Consider the following 19,643-nt stretch of genomic DNA (forward strand, 5'->3'; position numbering starts at 1 on the left):
GGCGATGATGAAACGCTTACTGATGGTATTGGTTTTGGCCGTTGCGCCGGTTGCAGTTTCGCCGCCCGCGCACGCCCAGTTCGGCGGGATTGTCTACGATCCGGCCAATCATTCGCAGAACATCCTCACCGCCGTTCGCTCCCTGCAGGAGATCAATCAGCAGATCCAGCAGCTCGCTCATGAAATCGAGATGCTGGATAACATGGCCAAGGATCTCGAAAACCTGCCATCCTCAATCGCCGATGACATCCGGGATAAGATGCTCACCGTCGATCAGCTGATCAGGGTCGCCGAAGGCATTTCCTACAAGGTTGCGGAAGTCGAAACCGAATATGAGGTGGTGTACCGCGAAACCTACGGGGCCAGTCCGCCGCCGACGCCGGTTATCGTCACCGAAGCCCGCGATGCCTGGAAGCAGTCGCGCTCGGCCTACAAACACGCCCTGCAGGTCCAGGCGCAGGTCGTCACCAATATCCGCGACGACATCGACAAACTGCATAGTCTTGTCGGCGACAGTCAGGGTGCGGTGGGCAATCTCGCCGCGCTGCAGGCGGGCAACCAGATAGCGGCGCTCTCCGCTGAACAGATCATGCAGATACAGACGCTGCTTGCTGCGCAATACCGCGCCGACGCGATGGAACAGTCGCGTGAACTGGCTGAACGCGAGCGCGGCAAGGCCCGGCTCGACCGTTTCCTGAGCGGCGGCTCATCCTATACGCCGGGCGGAGGTTCATAATGGACGATCTCTCCGTTATCGACTCCTTCCTCGCCACCTTCTCACTTTATATCGACAGCGGCTTTGGGCTCCTGTCCGGCGATGTCGCCTATCTGACCTCGTTCCTGATCGCCATCGACATCACGCTCGCAGGTCTGTTCTGGGCGATGTCGGACAACACCAATGTCATCGCGCAGCTCTTGAAGAAGGTGCTCTATGTCGGCTTCTTCGCATTCATCATCGGAAATTTCGCGCTGCTGAGCGGCATCGTTTTCGAGAGTTTTGCCGAACTGGGATTGCGTGCAGGCGGGTCGACCATGACCGCGGCCGACCTGATGCGGCCGGGCTTCATTGCCGCGACCGGCTATGATGCGGCCAAACCCTTGCTGGAGGAAATTGGCGACCTCACGGGACCGATCGCTTTCTTCCATAATTTCGTGACCATCGCGATCCTGTTCTTCGCCTGGGTCATCGTCCTGTTGTCCTTCTTCATCCTAGCGGTGCAGCTCTTCATCACGATCCTGGAGTTCAAGCTGACGACGCTGGCGGGGTTCATCCTTGTGCCCTTCGCGCTCTGGAACAAGACAACCTTCCTCGCAGAACGTGTCCTTGGAAATGTCATTACGTCCGGCATCAAACTCATGGTGCTGGCGATCATTGTCGGGATTGGCTCGACGGCGTTCGGCACGATGGCGTCTTCATTCTCGGCAGGCGACGTCACAATGGAACAGGCGCTTTCCACGACGCTCGCCGCCGTTGCAATCTTTGGGCTTGGGATCTTCGGACCCGGCATCGCCGCCGGCCTGATCACTGGCGCTCCGCAGCTCGGCGCCGGCGCCGCTGTCGGGACGGTTGGCGGCCTTGCCGCCGGCGCCTATGCCGGGGCCGTAGGCGGCCGCGCGGCGGCAGGCGCCGTCGTGGGCGGCGCATCCTCAGCCATCAAAGCCGGAACCTCGCTGGCGGGCGCCACATCGACCAGTTTCAGCCTCGGCAAGATCGCGTCTGGAAAGTCCGGCGTGGCGGGGGCGGCGGCGGGGATGGCGGGAGCCGAATCCCTGAGGACCGCCTATGCGAATGGCGGCGCAAGAGCGTTCGCCGCAACCGGCGGAACATCGTCGGCCGGAACGATTGCGGCTGCCTCAGGCGCCTCCGTTCCGCGTAACGACAACTGGGCAAAGCGATTTCAAGCCCAACAAAATGTCCGCGACGCCGGAGGCCTTGCCGCGCATTCCCTTCGCTCCGCGGACGGGTCATCGGGCGGCGCTGCGCCAGTGCTGAGTGGCAAAGATGACGAGTAGGGGAGGAGGAGAAACAATGAGATTCAAACGATCATCGGTCGCCTATGGCGATACGGCCGCACCTGAAACGCCTTACCAGAAGGCCGGTCAGGTCTGGGATGAGCGCATCGGTTCGGCCCGCGCACAGGCGACAAACTGGCGCTATATGGCTTTCGGATGCCTGGCGCTGGCCGTCGCTTCGTCGGCTGGTCTTGTTTGGCGCTCCCTGCAATCGACGGTCACGCCCTATGTCGTTGAGGTCGATGAACTGGGCGCGGTCCAGGCGGTCGGCCCCGCCACGCTGCGCTACGACGTATCCGACGCTCAGATCGCTCATCATCTGGCGCGCTTCCTAGAAGATGTACGCGGACTTTCTGTCGATCCGGTCGTGGTGCGTCAGAACTGGCTTTCGGCCTATGACTACACCACCGACAAGGGCGCCATGGTTCTCAACGACTATGCGCGCGACAATGATCCCTTCGAAAACGTCGGGCGGCGGTCGCGCACGGTCGATGTCATCAGCGTAGTGCGCGTCTCTGACGACAGCTTTCAGGCGCGCTGGGTTGAGCGCACTTTCGAAAATTCAGCACACACCAAGACCGAGCGTTTCACCGCCCTGATGACGGTCATCCTCGATCCGCCGACCGATGCCGAGACCCTGCGCAAGAACCCGCTCGGCATTTTCATACATGGCCTGAACTGGGGCCAAGATCTCAATACAAGCACATCGATACAGGAGTAGAGTCATGTTCAAAGCCATCCCAGCTATTGCGTTCGTTGCGGCGCTCACAGGCTGCGCCAGCTATCCGGTGGAGCAGGTTTCGGACGATGACTATTTCGAAGCGATCGAAGTGGTCGAAGAAGCCGCGCTCCCGGTCGAGATTGTCGAGACCGTGACGCCGCTGCCGCTGCCGGGGCAAATGAAGGAAACGCCGACGCCCCGCGTGTCGCCGACGTCGTCGTCGTCACCCACCGACGCCATCCGCGAAGGCCGCATCAAGGCGCAGGTCGAACCATCAATCGATGGCTATATGAACGCCGTACAGGTCTACCCTTATACGGAAGGAGCGCTTTATCGCCTGTATTGTGCGCCGGGCCAGGTTTCCGACATCGCACTGCAGCCGGGCGAAGAGCTGATTTCTGTCTCCGCAGGCGATACTGTGCGTTGGGTCGTGGGCGACACCATGTCGGGCGGATCGGACGGCAGCCGTGCGCATGTGCTGGTCAAACCGATTTCGGCGAACCTCTCGACCAATCTGATGATCGCTACAGACCGGCGGACCTATCACCTCGAACTGGAATCAACATCCGGCTCCTACATGGCGGCGCTGTCCTGGCGCTACCCGCAGGATGAGCTGGAATCCCTGCGGACGCGAAACGCCCGCGCCAAGGCCGAAGCGGACCGCACGATCGCGCGCGGACTAACGCTCGCTGATCTGAATTTCGATTATCGCGTCGAAGGCGACCGGCCGGACTGGCGCCCGGTGCGTGTTTTCGACGACGGGCGGCATGTTTTCATCCAGATGCCGGACAACATCGAAACGACCGACGCACCGCCGCTCTTTGTTGTGGGGACAGGTGGCGACGCCCAACTCGTCAATTACAGGGTCCGCGGACAATATTATATTGTCGACCGGCTCTTCGCCCGCGCCGAATTGCGCCATGGCGAGAAGAACCAGACCATCGTCCGGATCGTCAAGGCGGGGCCACGCCGTGCATCACTCTTTGGGGGACGGAGCGATGGCTGAACCGATCCCGTTTGAGGAGCAGGCCGAAGCGCTGAAACTCCGCGCCAAGCCGAAGCCGGTGACGCAGATCAACCGAAAGGTCGTGATTACTGCGGCTTGTATTGGATGCGTCTTGCTCTTCCTGGCCGCTTCCATTGCGCTCGATCCGCCAAAAGTGTCTGGCAAGGATGAGCCGCGCGAGCTTTACAACACGCGAAACAAGCCGACCGCTGATGCTTTGGCCGCATTGCCGGCGTCTTATGATCAGGTCCGGCCCGTTGCCGTCGATGCGCCGGCATTGGGACCGGCATTGTCCGGGGATCTGGGCGCAACCTTTGTCCAGACCGAGCGCGAGCTTGGATTGCAGCCGGACCCAATTGCTGAGCCTGTCTATGATTTCAGGCCTGACCCTGCCTCGGAGGCCGAACGCGCCGAGCGTATCCGCCAGGCGAAGCTCGCGCAGGAAAGTCTCGAATCCCCGGTCTTCTTTCAGGTGCAGGGCGGTCAGCGTTCGGCTCCCGCGCCAAGGGAAACGCCACAGCCGGTCGACCCATTTGCGGCGCTGACCGAAGCGACGGCGGCGTTTGCCGGCGGGGGGGCGTTGCCCGCCGGTCCGGCAAGCCGGGACGCCAATCTGCAGTCCTCCAAAATCGCATTCGCAGCGGATGTGGCGGACGCCTCCATCTACAATTCGTACCGGATTGTCGAGCCGGCCTCTCCCTATCAGGTGATGGCGGGCACGATCATTCCGGCAAGCCTGATTACCGGTTTGAATTCCGATTTGCCGGGGACGATCATCGCGCAGGTGACGCAGCCGGTTTACGACACCGTCTCGGGCGCACATCTGCTGATTCCGCAGGGCGCTCGCCTGATCGGACGTTACGACAGTCAGGTCTCATTCGGCCAGGATCGCGCCCTCGTGGTCTGGGACCGCGTGCTGTTTCCCAATGGCGCCTCCATCCAGATTGATGCACTGCCGGGCGCAGACCAGTCGGGATATGCGGGCCTGTCAGACAAGGTGGACAATCATTGGGGCCGCGTCTTCACGGCCGCTGGCCTTGCTTCGCTCCTGGGCATCGGCACCGAGCTTGCGGTCGATAGCAATGACGAGATTGCCAACGCCGTCCGGGACAGTTTTCAGGATACGGCCAATCAGGCTGGCCAGCGTGTTGTCGACCGGAATCTCAATATCCAACCTACACTGAAGGTTAGGCCAGGCTGGCCGCTGCGTGTGATCGTCACCCGCGATCTCATCCTTCGTCCGTATGAATAAAGGAATGCCTCATGTCTCTGAGACTCGGAAAGCTGCCTGACCGGACGCCGGTCAAACTCACCATCGCCGTCGATCCGGATCTTCATGCGGCGCTGACAGATTATGCTGCGATCTATGAGCGATCCTACGGCTCCAAGGAACGCATCGAAGATCTCGCTCCCTTCATGCTGGACGGATTTCTGAACGCAGACGCTGCGTTCAAACGCGCCCGGAAACAACTTCACCAAGAGGAGAACTAGCAATGGCGACCATCGGCACGTTTTCGAAAACCGAAGACAGCTTTGTCGGGACGATCAGGACGATGACGATCAACGTCAAAGCCAAGATCGTGCCGAACAAGGACAAATCGAAGGAGTCCGCGCCTGACTATCGTGTCTATGCAGGCGGCGCCGAACTTGGCGCAGGCTGGATGGAAGAGGGCAAGGACGGCGCGAAGCGTTATCTGGCGCTGAAGCTCGATGATCCGAGTTTCGCCGGGCCGATCCGGGCGGCCTTCTTCGAGAATGCCGAGGAGGGGACCGGAGTCATGGTCTGGTCTCGGTGAGTCCTTCATTGTCGATCATGTATCGAGCATATCCCACTCGTCGCCCAGCACCCATCTGAGCGCAGACAGTTTGCCGTTGATCATGCCCCATTCGAAGTCATCCCAAGGACCGATATTGTCTTCGCCAAGCTCGTCCTCAGTTCTCTTGGCGGCGGCGAGTGCGCCTTCCCATGTCGAATCCAGGATTTGATCCGCTCGGTATGTCGTCCGATCGTACTCAGCCTCCGGCACAATCTTGATTTTTCCTTTGTCGATAGCGACCCGCCTGTTCCAATGGCGATTGTACCAGACTTGCAGATAGAGAAAGTGTTCCGCGTCGACAATTTCGGACAATCGTCGGGATTCATCCCAGCCTTGAAATTCAAGATCGTGATTGGGAAGAAGATCCTCGTCAATCGAGGCAAGAAGGTCCGGCAGCGACAGCCAATAAGTGGATTTTTCATCCGAGAAAAGATCAGCCAGATCGGGATGTGGTTGGCGGCGGTCGGTGTTCACTGCGCTGAAATCTCGATAATTGTGCGTGACCAGTGCGAACTGATTCTTCTTGCCAGTGTCACCGCCGATAAGATCGGCATATGCCTCAATGATCAGGGCGTCGGGGGCGGAGTTCTTGTCCCGGTGAAACGGCGCGCGTTTGGTCAAAGCGCGGGTCGTTACACGCATCATTTGCTGCTCGGTTTGCGGAGAGGCAGGAGCCGCAGCTAGTAAGGCTTCAATCCTCTCAATGACGCGTGTGACATCTTGCGAGTCGACTTTGATCCTCCGATCAACTTCCGATAGCGCGCCTAATGCGGCTTCCTTGTCAGGATCATCGGATAACGCTTGGACGGCCTGTCGAACTAATTGGAAATGAGATCTAAGGCTTTGTTGAGCGGCGCCAAGAACACGGATTTTGTTTCGCTCAAACTCCGTGCGGACAATATCGGGGACTGCCAGAACGACATCGCCGCCCTTGGTCAATTCTTCGAGCGCCGTAACAACAGGTAGGTTACGTGCGTCTTTCGCCAAGTCGAGCCAGACACTGGTATCGATCAGAATATGATAAGTCATAGGAAAATTCTCTCCAGTCGCCACTAATCATATAGCCGTTCTTGCCGAAACGCTGGGCTTTTCCTTTTTATCAAACCCCGTTTCAATAGGCGCCATGGATAATCCATATTGGTCATCGGAAAATCGCGCCCATCATGTGAATCGTGATGCGATCAGAGCTATCTGTTTTGATCTTCTCAACGTGTTCGGCGGGTCGAAAACGCTTGCCGACGAAATGATGGCTCTTGAAGCCGAAGCCATTGAGCTTGGCGAAGCCATTGATCTCGCAGCCTCCAGGCTTTGGGCGCTTCAGACCGAATTCGCCGAACGCGCAATATCAGAACGCCTGCTTCAGCTTGCGCTCCTTACGCGAACCTATGACGACATCCTGCGTAACTCATCGTCTGCGCAAGCCTATGGCGCTCACGCCAATGCAACACGGGGGCTGGATGAAATTGGCCATCTGGAAGGCCGCGACTTTGATCTTCGCGAGGCCTGCAACAAGATTGTACATGCTCTAATTATTCGCCCCCTATACGAAGACGTTGATCCATATGTGGTTGAAGGGCAGGGGGAGGTTCAACGCTTCTGGTATTTGACTGGAGAGATCGAACTCTCGGGCCGATGGCGGAACGCCGACTGGGAGGCGGTTTTACATGTGCAACCCTTTGTGGAGACTGTCCTTGACCGGATTGAATTTGGCGATCCACCGGCACCTGGCGATCAGGTCGAATAAGTAGTTTTGCCGCTAATGATCCGGCGGCGCTCAGCTCGAATGCGATCTTGAGCGGCCCGAATGCGTTCCTCTTCGGGGTGAATATACCGCATATACATCTGCACCGTCTTGTGTCCCGTCATGGTCATGCCGGTTCGCACATTGCTGACTGCGTTGGCAATGTCGGTTGCGGCGCGATGTCGGACATGGTGTGTGCCGCAATGCGCGACCCCTGCGAGAACGAGAATGCGTTTCCAGCCGCTTGAGTAATAGGTTTCTCTACTGAGCGGGCGGTCCTGATCGGTTACAGCCGGGCAGACAAAGGGGGACTTGTCGCGAGAGGGCGCTTCTTGAAGCAATTCGATGGTGGGGGCGTCCATGAATTTCTCCATGCCGCCGGTCTTACTGTCCGGCCAGCGAATGAGACGCCGTTCGAAATCCACCCATGACCATTCAAGCAGCAGGATTTCATTGATGCGCGCGGCAAATGCAAACTGCAGGCGACAGGCGAGAAGATAGACTGGCTCCATCAGACGTTCGGCCTCGGCCTTCTCCATCGCGTCAAAGATAGCCTTTACTTCGCTATCGGTGAGGAGCCGTGTTTTGGGCTGTGTCTTGAACATTTTCACGAGCCGGCACGGGTTGGTGCCTTCCTCCCGCAGGCCCCAAAGCTCGGCGCAATTGAACATCTTCTTGAGCATGGCGAGGGTGCGGTTAGCCTGCGTCGGCGCGTAAGCATTGTCTTTCATGAACTTGATGATGTCAGACCGGCTGACTTCAGTGACGGCCTTCGCGCCGAGGTTAGGCAGAACCCGTTGGGCGATCTGCTGGCGATACCCTTTGGTCGTACTCGGCTTGTTGAAGAGCTCAGAGTGATCACGGATGAACCGTTCGCAAAGATCGGCAACAGACAGGGACTGCCGGATGTCCTGTCGCTTGGCGCTTGGGTCCTCGCCAGCGCGGACTTCCTGGAGCCAGGACCGGGCGATGTCGCGGGCTTCCTGCACCTTGAACACGATGGCGTCGCCAATCTTCGGCTTGCGGCGTTTACGTCGAAGCGTCGTATAGGCGAGATAGTACGTCTTCGCGCCGTTCGGCGTGACCTTGAGAAGGAATCCCTTCACTTCGGTATCGCGCAGTTCGTAGGTTGTTGATTTCGGTTTTGCGTTCTCGACAACTGTCTTGGTAAGTTTGGCGACGGGCATATCAGGCACCCTCCGCGCATGACGGATTTCGCATCTCTTGTGTCGAAAAAACGGACGACTTTCGGGGTGTTTGTTGGGGGCCAAAAAGGCCGGAAAACCCCCGAAATGGATGCAAAATGACTGAGCGCATGCTCAAAATATCGCATGTCGCAAGCCGTTGATATATATTAGAATTTCGCAAAGCATGCACTCCTTTCGCACCTGTTGCAAAAGGTATTTTGGCACGCTTAAAATCCCCATCCTTCGGGAGTGTGGGTTCGAGTCCCACAGCGCGCACCACCCCGTTTTCCCGGTTTATTTTTTCAAAGCCTGATCTCCGCACGTTTGGCCCGGCTGCAGGCGGCTGTTTGGACGTTCTTTTTGTGGTTACCGGCCGGTTTACCAAAAACTCTTTTAGGCGCAGGGGCTTGTGACCGGAAAAACACAAGCAGGTCCGTATCGCTTCAGCCTGAAACAGAACTGTTTCGATGTGGCACAAAAGCCGCGCCTGATTCGGATTCGGCCGTTTCAAGAGGGCGGGTTCATGCGCAATCCGCATGATTACTATATAGTTACTCGGGGAACTCAGCGGGGTGGCACGCCATATGTAGTGTGTCGTTCAACCTGAAGGATTGAGTTTCATGATCCGCACGCTCATCGCATCCGCCGTCATCGCCCTGGCGCCGCTGCCGGCGCTGGCAGGCCCAGAGGCCGAGGCGCTGATTGCAGGCGCTGCGGCCGACATTTCCGATCCGGTGAAAGGCGAAGAAGCCTTTACCCGTTCGATCGATATCGCCGCCGTCGCCCGCTTCGCCCTCGGAAAGCACGCCCGCCGTGTCAGTGCAGACGAACAAGCCCGCTTCACCGAGGCGCTCAGCGTGTTCCTGTCAGACACGTTCCGGGATAATGCCGACAAGTTCCAGGAAGCCGAAATCGTTGTGCTTGGGTCCAAGGACCGCAGCGCGACCGACTCCATCGTCGCAACCCGGGTCACGCCAAAGGGCGAAGACCCGATGACCGTGCGCTGGCGCGTGATCGAGCGGAACGGCGAATGGCGCGTCGTGGACGTCGAAGTGCTCGGCCTGTGGCTGGCCATCGAACAGCGCGCCCAGATCAGCGCGATCCTTGATCGTCCCCGCGCCACGATTGATGACGCCATTGCGGCGCTGTCCTGACTTTGATTTAGTCTGTGTAAAAATTAAAAGCCGTCCGGTGCGTCCGGACGGCTTTTGCTTGTTTCCAGTCGGCTTCGGCCGGGATCAGGCTTTCAGCCAGGCCGGGCGGACATAGTCTTCCCCGAGATCATGGGCGACAGCCTCATGCGCGATCTTGCCGGCGTCGACCGTCAGGCCGTTGGCGAGGTGCGGGTTCACATTGATCGCCTCACGCGCGCCGAGGTTCGCAATCTGCATCACGAAGGGCAGGGTGGCGTTGTTCAGGGCGTAGGTGGATGTGCGCGGCACGGCGCCCGGCATGTTGGCCACGCAATAGTGCAGCACGCCGTCGACCTCATAGATCGGGTCTTCGTGCGTGGTGGCGTGGCTGGTCTCGAAACAGCCGCCCTGGTCGATCGCGATATCGACGAGCACGGCGCCCGGCTTCATGGTCTTCAGCTGCGCTTTCGTGACCAGTTTCGGGGCGGCCGCGCCGGGGATCAGCACGGCGCCGATAACAAGATCGGCTTCCTTGATGGCTTCGGCGAGGGAATGGGCCGTGGAGTACATCGTCTTCAGGCTGCCGCGAAATTCACTGTCGAGCTCGTCGAGGCGGCGATTGTTGCGGTCGAACACGGTCACGTCTGCGCGCATGCCGACCGCGATCTCTGCCGCGTGGGTGCCGGAGACACCGCCGCCGATGATGACGACTTTGGAGGGCATGACCCCCGGCACGCCGCCCAGCAGGATGCCGCGGCCACGCTTGGTGCGCATCAGGGCCCAGGCCGCGACCTGCATCGACATGCGGCCGGCCACCTGGCTCATCGGGCGCAGCAGCGGCAGGCCGCCCTGCGCATCGGTGACGGTCTCATAGGCGATAGCGAGGCAGCCTGACTTTTTGAGGCCTTCGGCCTGCACGGGGTCCGGCGCGAGGTGGAGATAGGTGAAGAGCGTGTGCTCCGGCGTGAGGCGCGCGGTCTCTTCCGGCTGCGGTTCTTTCACCTTCACAATCAGTTCGGCGTCTTTGAAAACGGCGTCTGCGTCTGGCAGGATCTTGCCGCCGACCCTGGTGTAATCCTCATTTGGGAAACCGGACCCGAGGCCTGCGCCATCCTGAATGACGACCACGTGGCCAGCCCGGACCAGCTCGCCAACGCTTTCCGGTGTCAGGCCGACACGAGATTCCTGTTTCTTGATTTCTGTTGGAACACCAATGCGCATTTCAGCCTCCTGAGGGGAATGATGGTGTCTATAGACCTCATTCTACGCAATTTCCAGCCCACACTTCCTCCGGGCGTCAGGCGCGCGTCAGGCGGCCTTGTCGAGGTCCGGCTCCGCGGGATCGAGGTCGTCATCATCCTCGTCAGACTTGGCTTCGCCAATCGCGAAGCGTTCGGTTTCGTAGCTGATCCAGGCGCTGACCTTTTCTTCAGGCACGCCAAGCGCGTTCAGCATATCGATCACCATTTCGATGCCGCGCGGTTCGCCCATCGCGAAATGGGTGCGGATGCCGAGATTCGAAAACCGCTCCATGTCCTCGCCATTGTCGACGGTGACAAAACGTTTGAGATCTGGGAATCGCCGCTTCACGACCGGTGTCACTTCAAGCGAGACTTCGTAGCGCGGAATGCCGAGCACCATGGCACGGGCCTGGTTGCCGCCGATCGCCTCGATCAGCTTGTGGTTCGACGCGTCGCCGAATGAGACGCGGTATCCGTCCGCAACAGCAGACAGAAGCCGGTCCGGGTCGAACTCCGTCGCAAGATAGGGGATGCCGTGATCTTCCAGTGCGTCGACGGCGAGGCGGCCGGTCTGCGTCATGCCAACGATGATGACCGGGCGGTCGAGCAGCGGAGTGCTGGCCGGCGCCGCCTCCGTTCGGGACTGGGTCCGGCGCACGATCTCGCGGGAGAGGCGCGCGCCGAGGTCCGCCCAGACCGGCGCGATGGCCAGCGACAGCGCAACGGCGGCGACCACGCTGCTCATCAGCGGGCCGGGCATGCCGGTGACGATGGCGCCGAGCGACAGCACGACGAGCGTAAATTCCGACCCTTGCGCCAGCAGGAAGGCCATCTGCGTTGCGCCCGGCACGCTCCAGCCATTGAGACGCGCGGCGGCAAAGCCCAGCGCGGTCTTGAAGCCGATCAGGCCGCCGGCGGCCAGCAGGACCAGCGGCAGGTTGCGGAGGAGGGCAGGCACGTCGATGGACAGGCCCACGCTGATGAAGAAGAAGGAGAGGAGCAGGCTGCGGAAAGGGGCCATCTCGGTCTGCACTTCGTGGCGGTAGGGCGTGCCGGACACGGCGAGGCCGGCCAGGAAGGCGCCAAGCGTCAGCGACAGGCCGCTCATGGCCGTTGCGCAGGCGGCGGCCAGCACGAACAGCAGGGTAAAGGCCGTGAAGGCTTCCTCGTTGCGGATCGCCACCAGCGTGCGGAAGATCGGATTGATCAGGAACTTGCCGGCCAGCACCGCGGCATAGAAGGCGAGCCCCGCCTGCACCAGCGAGAGGGCCAAGGAGCCAATCAGCGGCAGGTCGGCCCCGGCAAGGAGGTGGGTGGAGATGACGCCCGCAAGGCCGGAGGCGCCGGTTTCCGCGCCGCCCAGCGATGTGGCGTAGATCATCAGGAAGATCGCCACCATGTCCTGGAAGATCAGGACATGCGTGGCGGCGCGCCCGATGGGGCAGGAATTCTGTTCCCGCTCTGTCAGGATACGGGCAACAACGGCCGTGGAGGACAGGCCAAGGCTGAGCCCGACGGCCAGCGCAATTGGCCAGGCGATCCCGATCATCCAGAGCGCACCGGCGCTCATCAGGCCGGTCAGCATCAGGTGTGCCGGGGCAAGGCCCAGCAGGTCCCGCCGGCTTTCCTTCAGCTCGCGCATGGAGACATGCATGCCGATGTCGAACAACAGGAACACAACGCCGAGTTCAGCAAGCAGGTGCGTGGCCGAACTTTCGTGAATCAGGTCCAGACCGTATTGCCCGATCAGTATGCCAACAATGAGGTAGCCGACGATGGGGCTCAGCCGCGCGGCTTTCGTCACCAGTGCGGATGCCGCGCCGAAACCCAGCAGCGTGATCGCCGGGACGAGCGCATCCACAGCTTGCACAGGGGTGAACTCGGCTGCCACGCAATCGTCTCCTTCTGGCCAATCTGGTTTTGGGGTACCCCCGTTATGCTACAGATAGGAAGGGAATGGGGTAAAACAAAGGCCGCCAGTTCCGGCGGGAACCAGCGGCCTTCACCTTGCTGCGCGTGGAGGAGGGCATGATCCCCGCGCAGTTGGAGCAATTCGAAGCCTTAGAGGGACTTCGCCAGTGTCAGGACAACGCGCTCGTCAGAGACGCCGACACCGTCCACATCCGTATCCCAGTAACGCACGTCGACATCGATGCCGATCGGCAGGGAGTAGGTGCCGCCGAGCGACCAGTTGGTGTAGTCGCCGCCAGCATCGAAGCTGTAATTGCCGACCGTTGCATCCATCGAGAAGTTGTCGGTGAAGGAGTAACCGGCAGACCCTTCGACATAGATGTTCTCATTGTCCGGATCCCAGTACACGGCGCCGCCGACGGATACGCCGCCGGTGAATGTGTAGCCGAGCGCACCCTGCAGTTCGACGAAGTCGTAGTCTGCTTCTTCCGTGTCCGGATAGGCGTAGTAGATGAAGCCGACGTCCCAGCTGATCCCGCTTTCAGTCTCCCCCGCGAGACCTCCATACAGGTCCAGTTCCAGGTTGGCGTCTTCCGGCTCGTCGCCGAAATCAACGTTCGACGCCCAGGTGCCGGCGTAGAACATGCCATTGGAGTAATCGAAGCCGCCCTGGATGGCGAAATCTTCGTTGGACTGCGAAACCCCGCGCCAGACATAGTCAGTCGTCAGCGCGACATTGCCCGACCATTCGCCTTCCGCATAGGCGCCGCCGGCTGCGGCGGCGAGTGCTGCGAGGGCGACCCCCGCCCGTGTAAACTTGGATACCATTTTGAACTTCCCCGTTCTTGATAAGCGCGCTTCGTTGAGCGCCGGGGTCAGATTGCCGCGCCTTTGTGCAGCGGCGGACTGAAAAAGAAGTTATCCGGGTACCGAGTTAAGGATCGCCGCTGAATTGAGCAGACTTGAGGCAGTGCTGCCTCGAATTTGGGCGTCACGAATGCGTTAGCGAGCCACCAAAGGCGCGTAACCGAGATGCATTCCAGCATCCACAAGCAGCGTTTCGCCGGTCACATGCCGACTCGCATCCGTGCAGAAGAAAACGGCCGAATCTGCAATATCATCGGGGCCACTGGCCACATTGAGCGGGACTGACGCGGCGACACCCGCCTCCATTTTCCGGTACTGTTCCTCACCCATCTGATCCTTGAACCAGCGCGTGCCGATGAATCCCGGACAGATTGCGTTAACCCTGATCGCCGGGGCGAGTGCCCGGGCCAAAGACAGCGTCATCGTGTTGAAAGCGCCTTTGGAGGCAGCATAGGCGACCGAAGAGCCGACCCCGGTGACGCCTGCAATGGAGGACACGTTCAGCACTGCGGCCGCCCGGCCCGTTTCCTCATGGCATTTCACCAGAAGCGACTTGCAGGCCTGCATCATCAGGAAAGGGCCTGCGACGTTGACGGCGTAGATGTCCAGAAAATCCTGCCGGGAGAGGGCATCAAGGTCCGCATGATCGCGGGCGTGACGGGTGATTCCCGCATTATTGACCAGAATATCCAGCCGGCCCCAGGTGCTGGCGGCATCCGCAAGGGCCTTGCAGCCTTCTTCGGTGGAGACATCCGCCTGCACCAGCCGGGCCTGCGCGCCGGCAGCCTGGCAATCGGAAACAGTCTGTTCGGCATCGGTGACGGACTTGGTGCAGTTGATGATCACATCGGCACCGCGCTCGGCCAGCCGCAGGGCAATCGAACGTCCAAGCCCGGTGGCCGACCCTGTGACGATCGCCTTGCGCCCTGCGAGATCCTTGCTGTCTGCCATGTCCGGCCTCCCTGCCTGTTTTAGTGTGTCTTCTGCTGTGACTGCGCTTGTGGCGGCAGATTTTCGCTCCGTCAACGAAAGCTAAATGGCTGTTGGGTAAACAGGCGTGTAATTATGGAGGCTCAGGACATGATCCTGTTCCAGAATCTGGCTGTGGCGACAGTCATGGTCGCTATCACGTTCTCGATTCACTTTGCCGGGCTGGTCGGCCTGACAGCCCTGTTGCGCCAGCGGGGGCGGGAATTCCGGCGCCGGACGTCGAAAATGGGCGAAACCCTGGGCCAGGGGATTGGTATCCTGATCGTCGTGTTCAGCCTGTTTGCGCTGCATTCGTTGCAGATCTGGCTCTATGCCTTCGCCTATCTTTTCCTGGGTGAACTGCACCAGATCGAAACGGCGGTCTATTTCTCCACCTCGACCTTCACCACCGTCGGCTTTGGCGACGTGATCCTGTCGCACAAATGGCGGATGCTGGGCGTGGCGGAATCCATGAACGGCTTCCTGCTGATCAGCTGGTCGACCGCCTTCCTTGTCTCCCTGACAGCCCGCGTGCGGGCATTCGAAGCCAAGATCGAGGGTCTGGACGACTAGGTGTTCGCTGGCAGTTTCATCAGCTTCGCTGCGCCGACCGCCAGGCCCACAAGGACAATCCCGCCAACCAGCAGCGTCCACGGGTGGGCGCCGAACGTTTCGAAATACTGCGTATAAGCGTGGATCGCGAGGAAAACGGTCGATGTCACCGACAGGAAACCGCCATTCCGGCTGCGCGCCATAATCGCGACCAGCAGGACGGGCCAACCGATGGAAAACACGGCTTCAGGCACATGTGTGGTGGCCGCGCGCCAGGTTTCCCAGTCGGTCTCATCGGAATAACGGTAGGCCGGGCCGAGGTCGTCGCCCCAGAGCGAACCGACCCAGAAGGCGAAATTGACAAGGAAGAAGGCTGTGCGGGCAGCGACGCTGGCCAGATTCTTCCAGGTTTCGGCGATCCGGCTGCGCAGCGCGTAGAGACCAGCCGTCAACGCGCCGAACACGGCGATTGTCATGATCGGCTCTTCGACGAACAGGCCGTAACAGGCATGCCAGTAGCCGGTACCGGTGCCGAAGACGGCGCCGAAGGCCAGGACGGACAGGACCATAAGGAACGCCGAACGGAACCAGACGGCCCCGGCGCCCAGCAACATGGTGATGAGCAGGGCCGGCATTGTTGTGTCGGGGGCGTCTTCATATTGCCAGCCGATCCAGCCGGCGAGGCCCAGAACCCCCATCAGCGCCAGACCCGCTGATAGCACCTTCAGAGACGCGCCGGGCGCGAACCGGCGAGTGATTTCGGCTGCGGCAACGGCCACGATGGCTAGCAGCAGACCTGTCGTAGCGTCAGGCACAAGGGCAATTGTCCCCGCCGCCACGGCCAGCGCGCCCATGATCAGGGACAGGTTCACGAACAGGCCGAACCGGGAATCCGGCAAGGCGTGCGCCGCAATCAGCTGGGCCATTTCGGCATCAATCAGGCCCGCGGCCTGTAATTGCTGCGGATCAATCCGGATCGTAGCCATGGCGGCTCCCTTTTCAATAGTGAGCGTTCACTAACATAAATCGCTGCAATTCTCAAGGCCTTTTGTCGCTCCGTCATGTGTGGACAAGTTCCGGTGTGCGGCGTAACTGCGGCAAGCTGTAAGTTTCAACAGGCCTGCCGGGGTAGAGATGTTCAAGAAGATCCTGATTGCAAACCGGGGCGAAATCGCCGTCCGTGTCATCAAGACTTGCCGCCGTTTGGGCGTGCAGACGGTGGTCGTCTATTCAGACGCCGATGCTGGCTCCATGGCGGTCGAAATGGCGGACGAAGCCGTTCATATCGGACCGTCCCCGGCCGCGGAATCCTACCTGGTTGCCGACAAGATCATCGAGGCCGTGAAGGCCACCGGCGCTGAAGCGATCCATCCGGGCTTCGGCTTCCTGTCCGAGAACCCCGGCTTTGCTAAGCGCCTCGAAGAAGAGGGGATCGGCTGGATCGGCCCGAACGCCTTCGCCATTGATGCGATGGGCGACAAGATCAGCTCCAAGAAACTCGCTGCCGAAGCCGGCGTGAGCACGGTGCCGGGCCATATGGGCCTGATCGAGGACACGAAAGAGGCCGTGAAGATCTCCAAGGACATCGGCTATCCGGTCATGATCAAGGCCTCGGCCGGCGGCGGCGGCAAGGGCATCCGCGTCGCCTATAATGACAAGGAAGTCGAAGAGGGCTTCCCGGCCGTGAAGGCGGAGGCGAAATCCTCCTTTGGCGACGACCGCGTCTTCATCGAGAAATTCATCCTCGAGCCGCGCCACATCGAGATCCAGGTGCTGGGCGACAAGCACGGCAACTGCATTTACCTGAATGAGCGCGAGTGCTCGATCCAGCGCCGGAACCAGAAGGTTATCGAGGAAGCGCCGTCGCCGCTGCTTGATCCGGAAACCCGCAAGAAGATGGGCGAACAGGCTGTCGCCCTTGCCAAGGCTGTGAACTATGACAGCGCCGGCACCGTTGAGTTCGTTGCGTCCGGCAAGGACAAGGGCTTCTACTTCCTTGAAATGAACACCCGCCTGCAGGTGGAGCACCCGGTCACCGAAATGATCACCGGCGTCGACCTCGTGGAGCAGATGCTCCGCGTCGCTTATGGCGAAAAGCTGAAGCTCAAGCAGTCGGATATCGGCATCAATGGCTGGGCAGTCGAAAGCCGTGTGTATGCAGAAGATCCGTATCGCAACTTCCTGCCGTCTATCGGCCGCCTGAAGCGCTTCCACCCGCCGGGTGAGGGTAAGCTGGGCGAAGGCGAAGTGCGCATGGACAGCGGCGTCCGCGAAGGCGACGAGATTTCCATGTTCTACGACCCGATGATCGCCAAGCTGATCACCTGGGGCAAGGACCGCGACACGGCCCTCGATGTCCATGGGGAAGCACTGGACCGGTTCCACATCGAAGGCATTCAGGACAACATCCCGTTCATCGCCGCCGTGATGGACGAGAAGCGATTCCGCTCTGGCAACATCACCACGGCCTATATCAAGGACGAGTTCCCGGACGGCTTTGACGGTGTGCCGCCGACGAAGGCGCAGGAAACCCAGCTGGTCTGTGCTGCTGCCTATGTACACGGCTTCCTGTCCCGCCGCGCGGCGCTGACGTCCGGCCGCATGGCGCCGGTGCCGGAAGCGCGCCGCGAGTGGATCGTCATTCTTGGCGACAAGCAATATCCCGTCACGCTGGATCTCGGCGGTGACGGCGATGCAGAAATCTCCATCAATGGCGGCAAGCCGCACGCGCTGGTTACCGACTGGGTGCCCGGCCAGCACCTCGTCGAAGGCACGCTGGACGGCAAGGCATTCGCCGTGAAGTTTGCGGACCGGACCGAAGGCTATGTCTTCCGTCATCGCGGTGTGTCTCTGCGTGCGCTGGTCTGCACGCCGCAGATCGCCGAGCTCCATGCCCGCCTGCCTGAGAAACCGAAGCCTGACACGTCGAAGTTGATTATTTCGCCAATGCCCGGCCTGGTTGTGTCTATCGATGTGGAGCTCGATCAGGAAGTGCAGGAAGGCGAAGCTGTCTGCGTCGTCGAAGCCATGAAAATGCAGAATATTATCAGGGCTGAAGCAACCGGAACGGTCAAAGCGATCAACGTGGCGGCGGGCGACAGCGTCGCGGCCGACGAAATTATGGTCGAGTTCTCCTAAATCGGGGGCGAATTAACCTCCCAATAATCAAATTGCCGCGCTATCCTGCCGCAGGGATGCCCGGGCTGGCCTAGATTGCCGCCCGGCAAGTCCTGCGAGGGGAGGGCAGATTTCCCCTGTATCTAAAGATCATATCGGGGACCGGCAATGGAACTTCTTTTCAGTCCGAATGGACGCATCGACCAGCCCACCTATTGGCGGGCCGTCCTGATCCTGTTCGGCATCAGCGCGGTGCTGACGGTCGTTTCGGCCTATGTGTCGCCGTTCCTGGGCTTTGCGAGCATCATCTTCATCTGGCCGTGGATCGCCGTACACGTGAAACGCTTCCACGATGCCGGCAAGACCGGCTGGCTGACACTGGCCATGATCGTGCTCGGCATCGTCGTTTCCGCCGTCGCCAGTTTTATCCTGCCGGGCCTGTTCGGCGTGGATGTCGCCTCCATGCAGCGCGAGATGGAAGAGAACATGGAGGATTATCTCTCCTCCAATGATCCGGGTGCGGCGATGGCTTACGTCATGCAGGAATCCAAGCGGATGTCCCAGGCGCAGCTGCTGCCATCGATCCTGTCCACCGGCATTGTAACGGGTGTGGTCGGTTTTGTGATGAGCCTGTTCAAGACCGACCCGAACGACAACCAGTACGGCCCGGGTCCGGGCGGTGCAGCCACCAGTTTCAGTTAGTCAGTAGAGTTCTGCCGGCCCTTGGCGGGCGGCACCGAGTCAGAATGATCAACCGTACGGGTGCTTCAGAGGGGGGGCCCGGCAACACAAGGAGACCTGAAATGGTCAGCTTTCCCGACGCAGTAAAAATGTTCTTTGCACGTTATGTCGACTTCCAGGGACGCTCGATGCGTTCGGAATACTGGTGGGTCTACCTGTTCAACCTCATCATCGGCATCGTCTGGGCGGTCCTGTTCTTCGGTCTGGGCGGCATCAATATGCGCACCGAGGAAGTCTCGCCGATCGGCTTCATCCTGATCGCGCTGATCGCCATCTATGGTCTCGCCATTGTCATTCCCAGCATCGCACTCTTTGTGCGTCGCCTGCACGACATCAACCAGACTGGCTGGATCTATCTCGGCCTTGTCGTTGCCAGCGTGATCCCGGTGGTCGGCTTTATCGCTTCCATCGCCATGATCGTCATCGCTTGTATCCCGGGCACCAAGGGCCCGAACAAGTATGGTCCGGATCCGGCGAACCCGACCGCTGGCGCTGCTGACACGTTCGTCTGATCGCGGCTTTCGCCTCGATCCCGGCCGCGGCCGGACGTAACCTTCCGAGCCGGGCCCTTTCGTGGTCCGGCTCTTTATTGTGCGGGTTTCTCTTGCGTAAATTTATCGTTTATTG

20 protein-coding genes are annotated in these 19,643 nt (G+C 60.2%); 13 read left to right on the forward strand and 7 right to left on the reverse strand.

Features of this window, described 5'->3' with window-relative positions; genetic code table 11:
* The first annotated feature begins 7 nt into the window (after positions 1-7).
* Genes trbJ through HY17_RS06660 form a run of 7 tightly spaced genes read left to right on the forward strand, consistent with a single transcriptional unit; the run spans position 8 to position 5,536 of the window.
* Positions 8-736, forward strand: coding sequence for a P-type conjugative transfer protein TrbJ (gene trbJ / locus HY17_RS06630; protein ID WP_051599794.1), 729 nt, complete (start codon positions 8-10; stop codon positions 734-736).
* Complete coding sequence (gene trbL, locus HY17_RS06635; RefSeq protein ID WP_034764636.1) at positions 736-2,013, forward strand: P-type conjugative transfer protein TrbL; 1,278 nt, start codon at positions 736-738, stop codon at positions 2,011-2,013. The genes trbJ and trbL overlap by 1 nt, the downstream gene beginning before the upstream one ends.
* Before the next feature lie 16 nt (positions 2,014-2,029).
* The gene (gene trbF / locus HY17_RS06640; RefSeq protein ID WP_034764639.1) at positions 2,030-2,734 is read left to right on the forward strand and encodes a conjugal transfer protein TrbF; all 705 of its coding nucleotides are present in this window, start codon (positions 2,030-2,032) and stop codon (positions 2,732-2,734) included.
* Between the two features lie 4 nt (positions 2,735-2,738).
* The gene (gene trbG / locus HY17_RS06645; RefSeq protein WP_034764642.1) at positions 2,739-3,740 is read left to right on the forward strand and encodes a P-type conjugative transfer protein TrbG; all 1,002 of its coding nucleotides are present in this window, start codon (positions 2,739-2,741) and stop codon (positions 3,738-3,740) included.
* Positions 3,733-4,992: a TrbI/VirB10 family protein gene (locus HY17_RS06650; RefSeq protein ID WP_034764645.1), complete on the forward strand. Its 1,260-nt coding sequence runs from the start codon at positions 3,733-3,735 to the stop codon at positions 4,990-4,992. The genes trbG and HY17_RS06650 overlap by 8 nt, the downstream gene beginning before the upstream one ends.
* 11 nt (positions 4,993-5,003) lie before the next feature.
* Complete coding sequence (locus HY17_RS06655) at positions 5,004-5,231, forward strand: DUF2274 domain-containing protein (protein ID WP_034764648.1); 228 nt, start codon at positions 5,004-5,006, stop codon at positions 5,229-5,231.
* A 2-nt stretch (positions 5,232-5,233) separates the two neighbouring features.
* Complete coding sequence (locus HY17_RS06660; protein ID WP_034764651.1) at positions 5,234-5,536, forward strand: DUF736 domain-containing protein; 303 nt, start codon at positions 5,234-5,236, stop codon at positions 5,534-5,536.
* A 15-nt stretch (positions 5,537-5,551) separates the two neighbouring features.
* Here the strand turns inward: HY17_RS06660 and HY17_RS06665 are convergent, their stop codons facing one another.
* Positions 5,552-6,586: a PIN domain-containing protein gene (locus HY17_RS06665; RefSeq protein WP_034764654.1), complete on the reverse strand. Its 1,035-nt coding sequence runs from the start codon at positions 6,584-6,586 to the stop codon at positions 5,552-5,554.
* A 94-nt stretch (positions 6,587-6,680) separates the two neighbouring features.
* Here HY17_RS06665 and HY17_RS06670 point away from each other — a divergent pair, with 94 nt between their 5' ends.
* A complete protein-coding gene (locus tag HY17_RS06670; RefSeq protein WP_034764656.1) occupies positions 6,681-7,301 on the forward strand; it encodes a hypothetical protein in 621 nt (206 codons plus the stop codon).
* Here the strand turns inward: HY17_RS06670 and HY17_RS06675 are convergent.
* Positions 7,289-8,569: a tyrosine-type recombinase/integrase gene (locus tag HY17_RS06675; RefSeq protein WP_233348679.1), complete on the reverse strand. Its 1,281-nt coding sequence runs from the start codon at positions 8,567-8,569 to the stop codon at positions 7,289-7,291. The genes HY17_RS06670 and HY17_RS06675 overlap by 13 nt on opposite strands.
* Positions 8,570-9,105: 536 nt before the next feature.
* Here HY17_RS06675 and HY17_RS06680 point away from each other — a divergent pair.
* Positions 9,106-9,639 carry a phospholipid-binding protein MlaC gene (locus tag HY17_RS06680; RefSeq protein ID WP_051599783.1) on the forward strand — a complete coding sequence of 178 codons (534 nt, stop codon included), beginning with the start codon at positions 9,106-9,108 and terminating at the stop codon, positions 9,637-9,639.
* A gap of 84 nt (positions 9,640-9,723) precedes the next feature.
* On the opposite strand, the gene ald is transcribed toward HY17_RS06680, so the two are convergent.
* The 4 genes from ald to HY17_RS06700 form a co-directional block, all read right to left on the reverse strand.
* The gene (ald, locus tag HY17_RS06685; RefSeq protein WP_034764659.1) at positions 9,724-10,839 is read right to left on the reverse strand and encodes an alanine dehydrogenase; all 1,116 of its coding nucleotides are present in this window, start codon (positions 10,837-10,839) and stop codon (positions 9,724-9,726) included.
* A gap of 87 nt (positions 10,840-10,926) precedes the next feature.
* The gene (locus HY17_RS06690; RefSeq protein WP_051599784.1) at positions 10,927-12,750 is read right to left on the reverse strand and encodes a cation:proton antiporter; all 1,824 of its coding nucleotides are present in this window, start codon (positions 12,748-12,750) and stop codon (positions 10,927-10,929) included.
* A gap of 170 nt (positions 12,751-12,920) precedes the next feature.
* The gene (locus HY17_RS06695) at positions 12,921-13,598 is read right to left on the reverse strand and encodes a TorF family putative porin (RefSeq protein WP_034764661.1); all 678 of its coding nucleotides are present in this window, start codon (positions 13,596-13,598) and stop codon (positions 12,921-12,923) included.
* A 174-nt stretch (positions 13,599-13,772) separates the two neighbouring features.
* On the reverse strand, positions 13,773-14,588 hold the full coding sequence (locus HY17_RS06700) for an SDR family NAD(P)-dependent oxidoreductase (RefSeq protein WP_051599785.1): 816 nt from the start codon (positions 14,586-14,588) through the stop codon (positions 13,773-13,775).
* Positions 14,589-14,717: 129 nt separating this feature from the next.
* Here HY17_RS06700 and HY17_RS06705 point away from each other — a divergent pair, with 129 nt between their 5' ends.
* Positions 14,718-15,179 (forward strand): ion channel, encoded by a 462-nt coding sequence (locus tag HY17_RS06705; protein ID WP_034764664.1) that lies wholly within the window; start codon positions 14,718-14,720, stop codon positions 15,177-15,179.
* On the opposite strand, the gene HY17_RS06710 is transcribed toward HY17_RS06705, so the two are convergent.
* Complete coding sequence (locus HY17_RS06710) at positions 15,176-16,144, reverse strand: hypothetical protein (RefSeq protein WP_051599786.1); 969 nt, start codon at positions 16,142-16,144, stop codon at positions 15,176-15,178. The genes HY17_RS06705 and HY17_RS06710 overlap by 4 nt on opposite strands.
* 148 nt (positions 16,145-16,292) lie before the next feature.
* Here HY17_RS06710 and HY17_RS06715 point away from each other — a divergent pair, with 148 nt between their 5' ends.
* From HY17_RS06715 to HY17_RS06725, 3 genes are all read left to right on the forward strand, one after another.
* The gene (locus tag HY17_RS06715) at positions 16,293-18,296 is read left to right on the forward strand and encodes an acetyl/propionyl/methylcrotonyl-CoA carboxylase subunit alpha (protein ID WP_034764666.1); all 2,004 of its coding nucleotides are present in this window, start codon (positions 16,293-16,295) and stop codon (positions 18,294-18,296) included.
* Between the two features lie 147 nt (positions 18,297-18,443).
* Positions 18,444-18,977 carry a DUF805 domain-containing protein gene (locus tag HY17_RS06720; RefSeq protein ID WP_034764670.1) on the forward strand — a complete coding sequence of 178 codons (534 nt, stop codon included), beginning with the start codon at positions 18,444-18,446 and terminating at the stop codon, positions 18,975-18,977.
* A 101-nt stretch (positions 18,978-19,078) separates the two neighbouring features.
* The gene (locus tag HY17_RS06725) at positions 19,079-19,528 is read left to right on the forward strand and encodes a DUF805 domain-containing protein (protein WP_034764672.1); all 450 of its coding nucleotides are present in this window, start codon (positions 19,079-19,081) and stop codon (positions 19,526-19,528) included.
* The last annotated feature ends 115 nt before the right edge of the window (positions 19,529-19,643 follow it).

Source organism: Hyphomonas sp. CY54-11-8 (assembly GCF_000682735.1).
GTDB lineage: Bacteria > Pseudomonadota > Alphaproteobacteria > Caulobacterales > Hyphomonadaceae > Hyphomonas.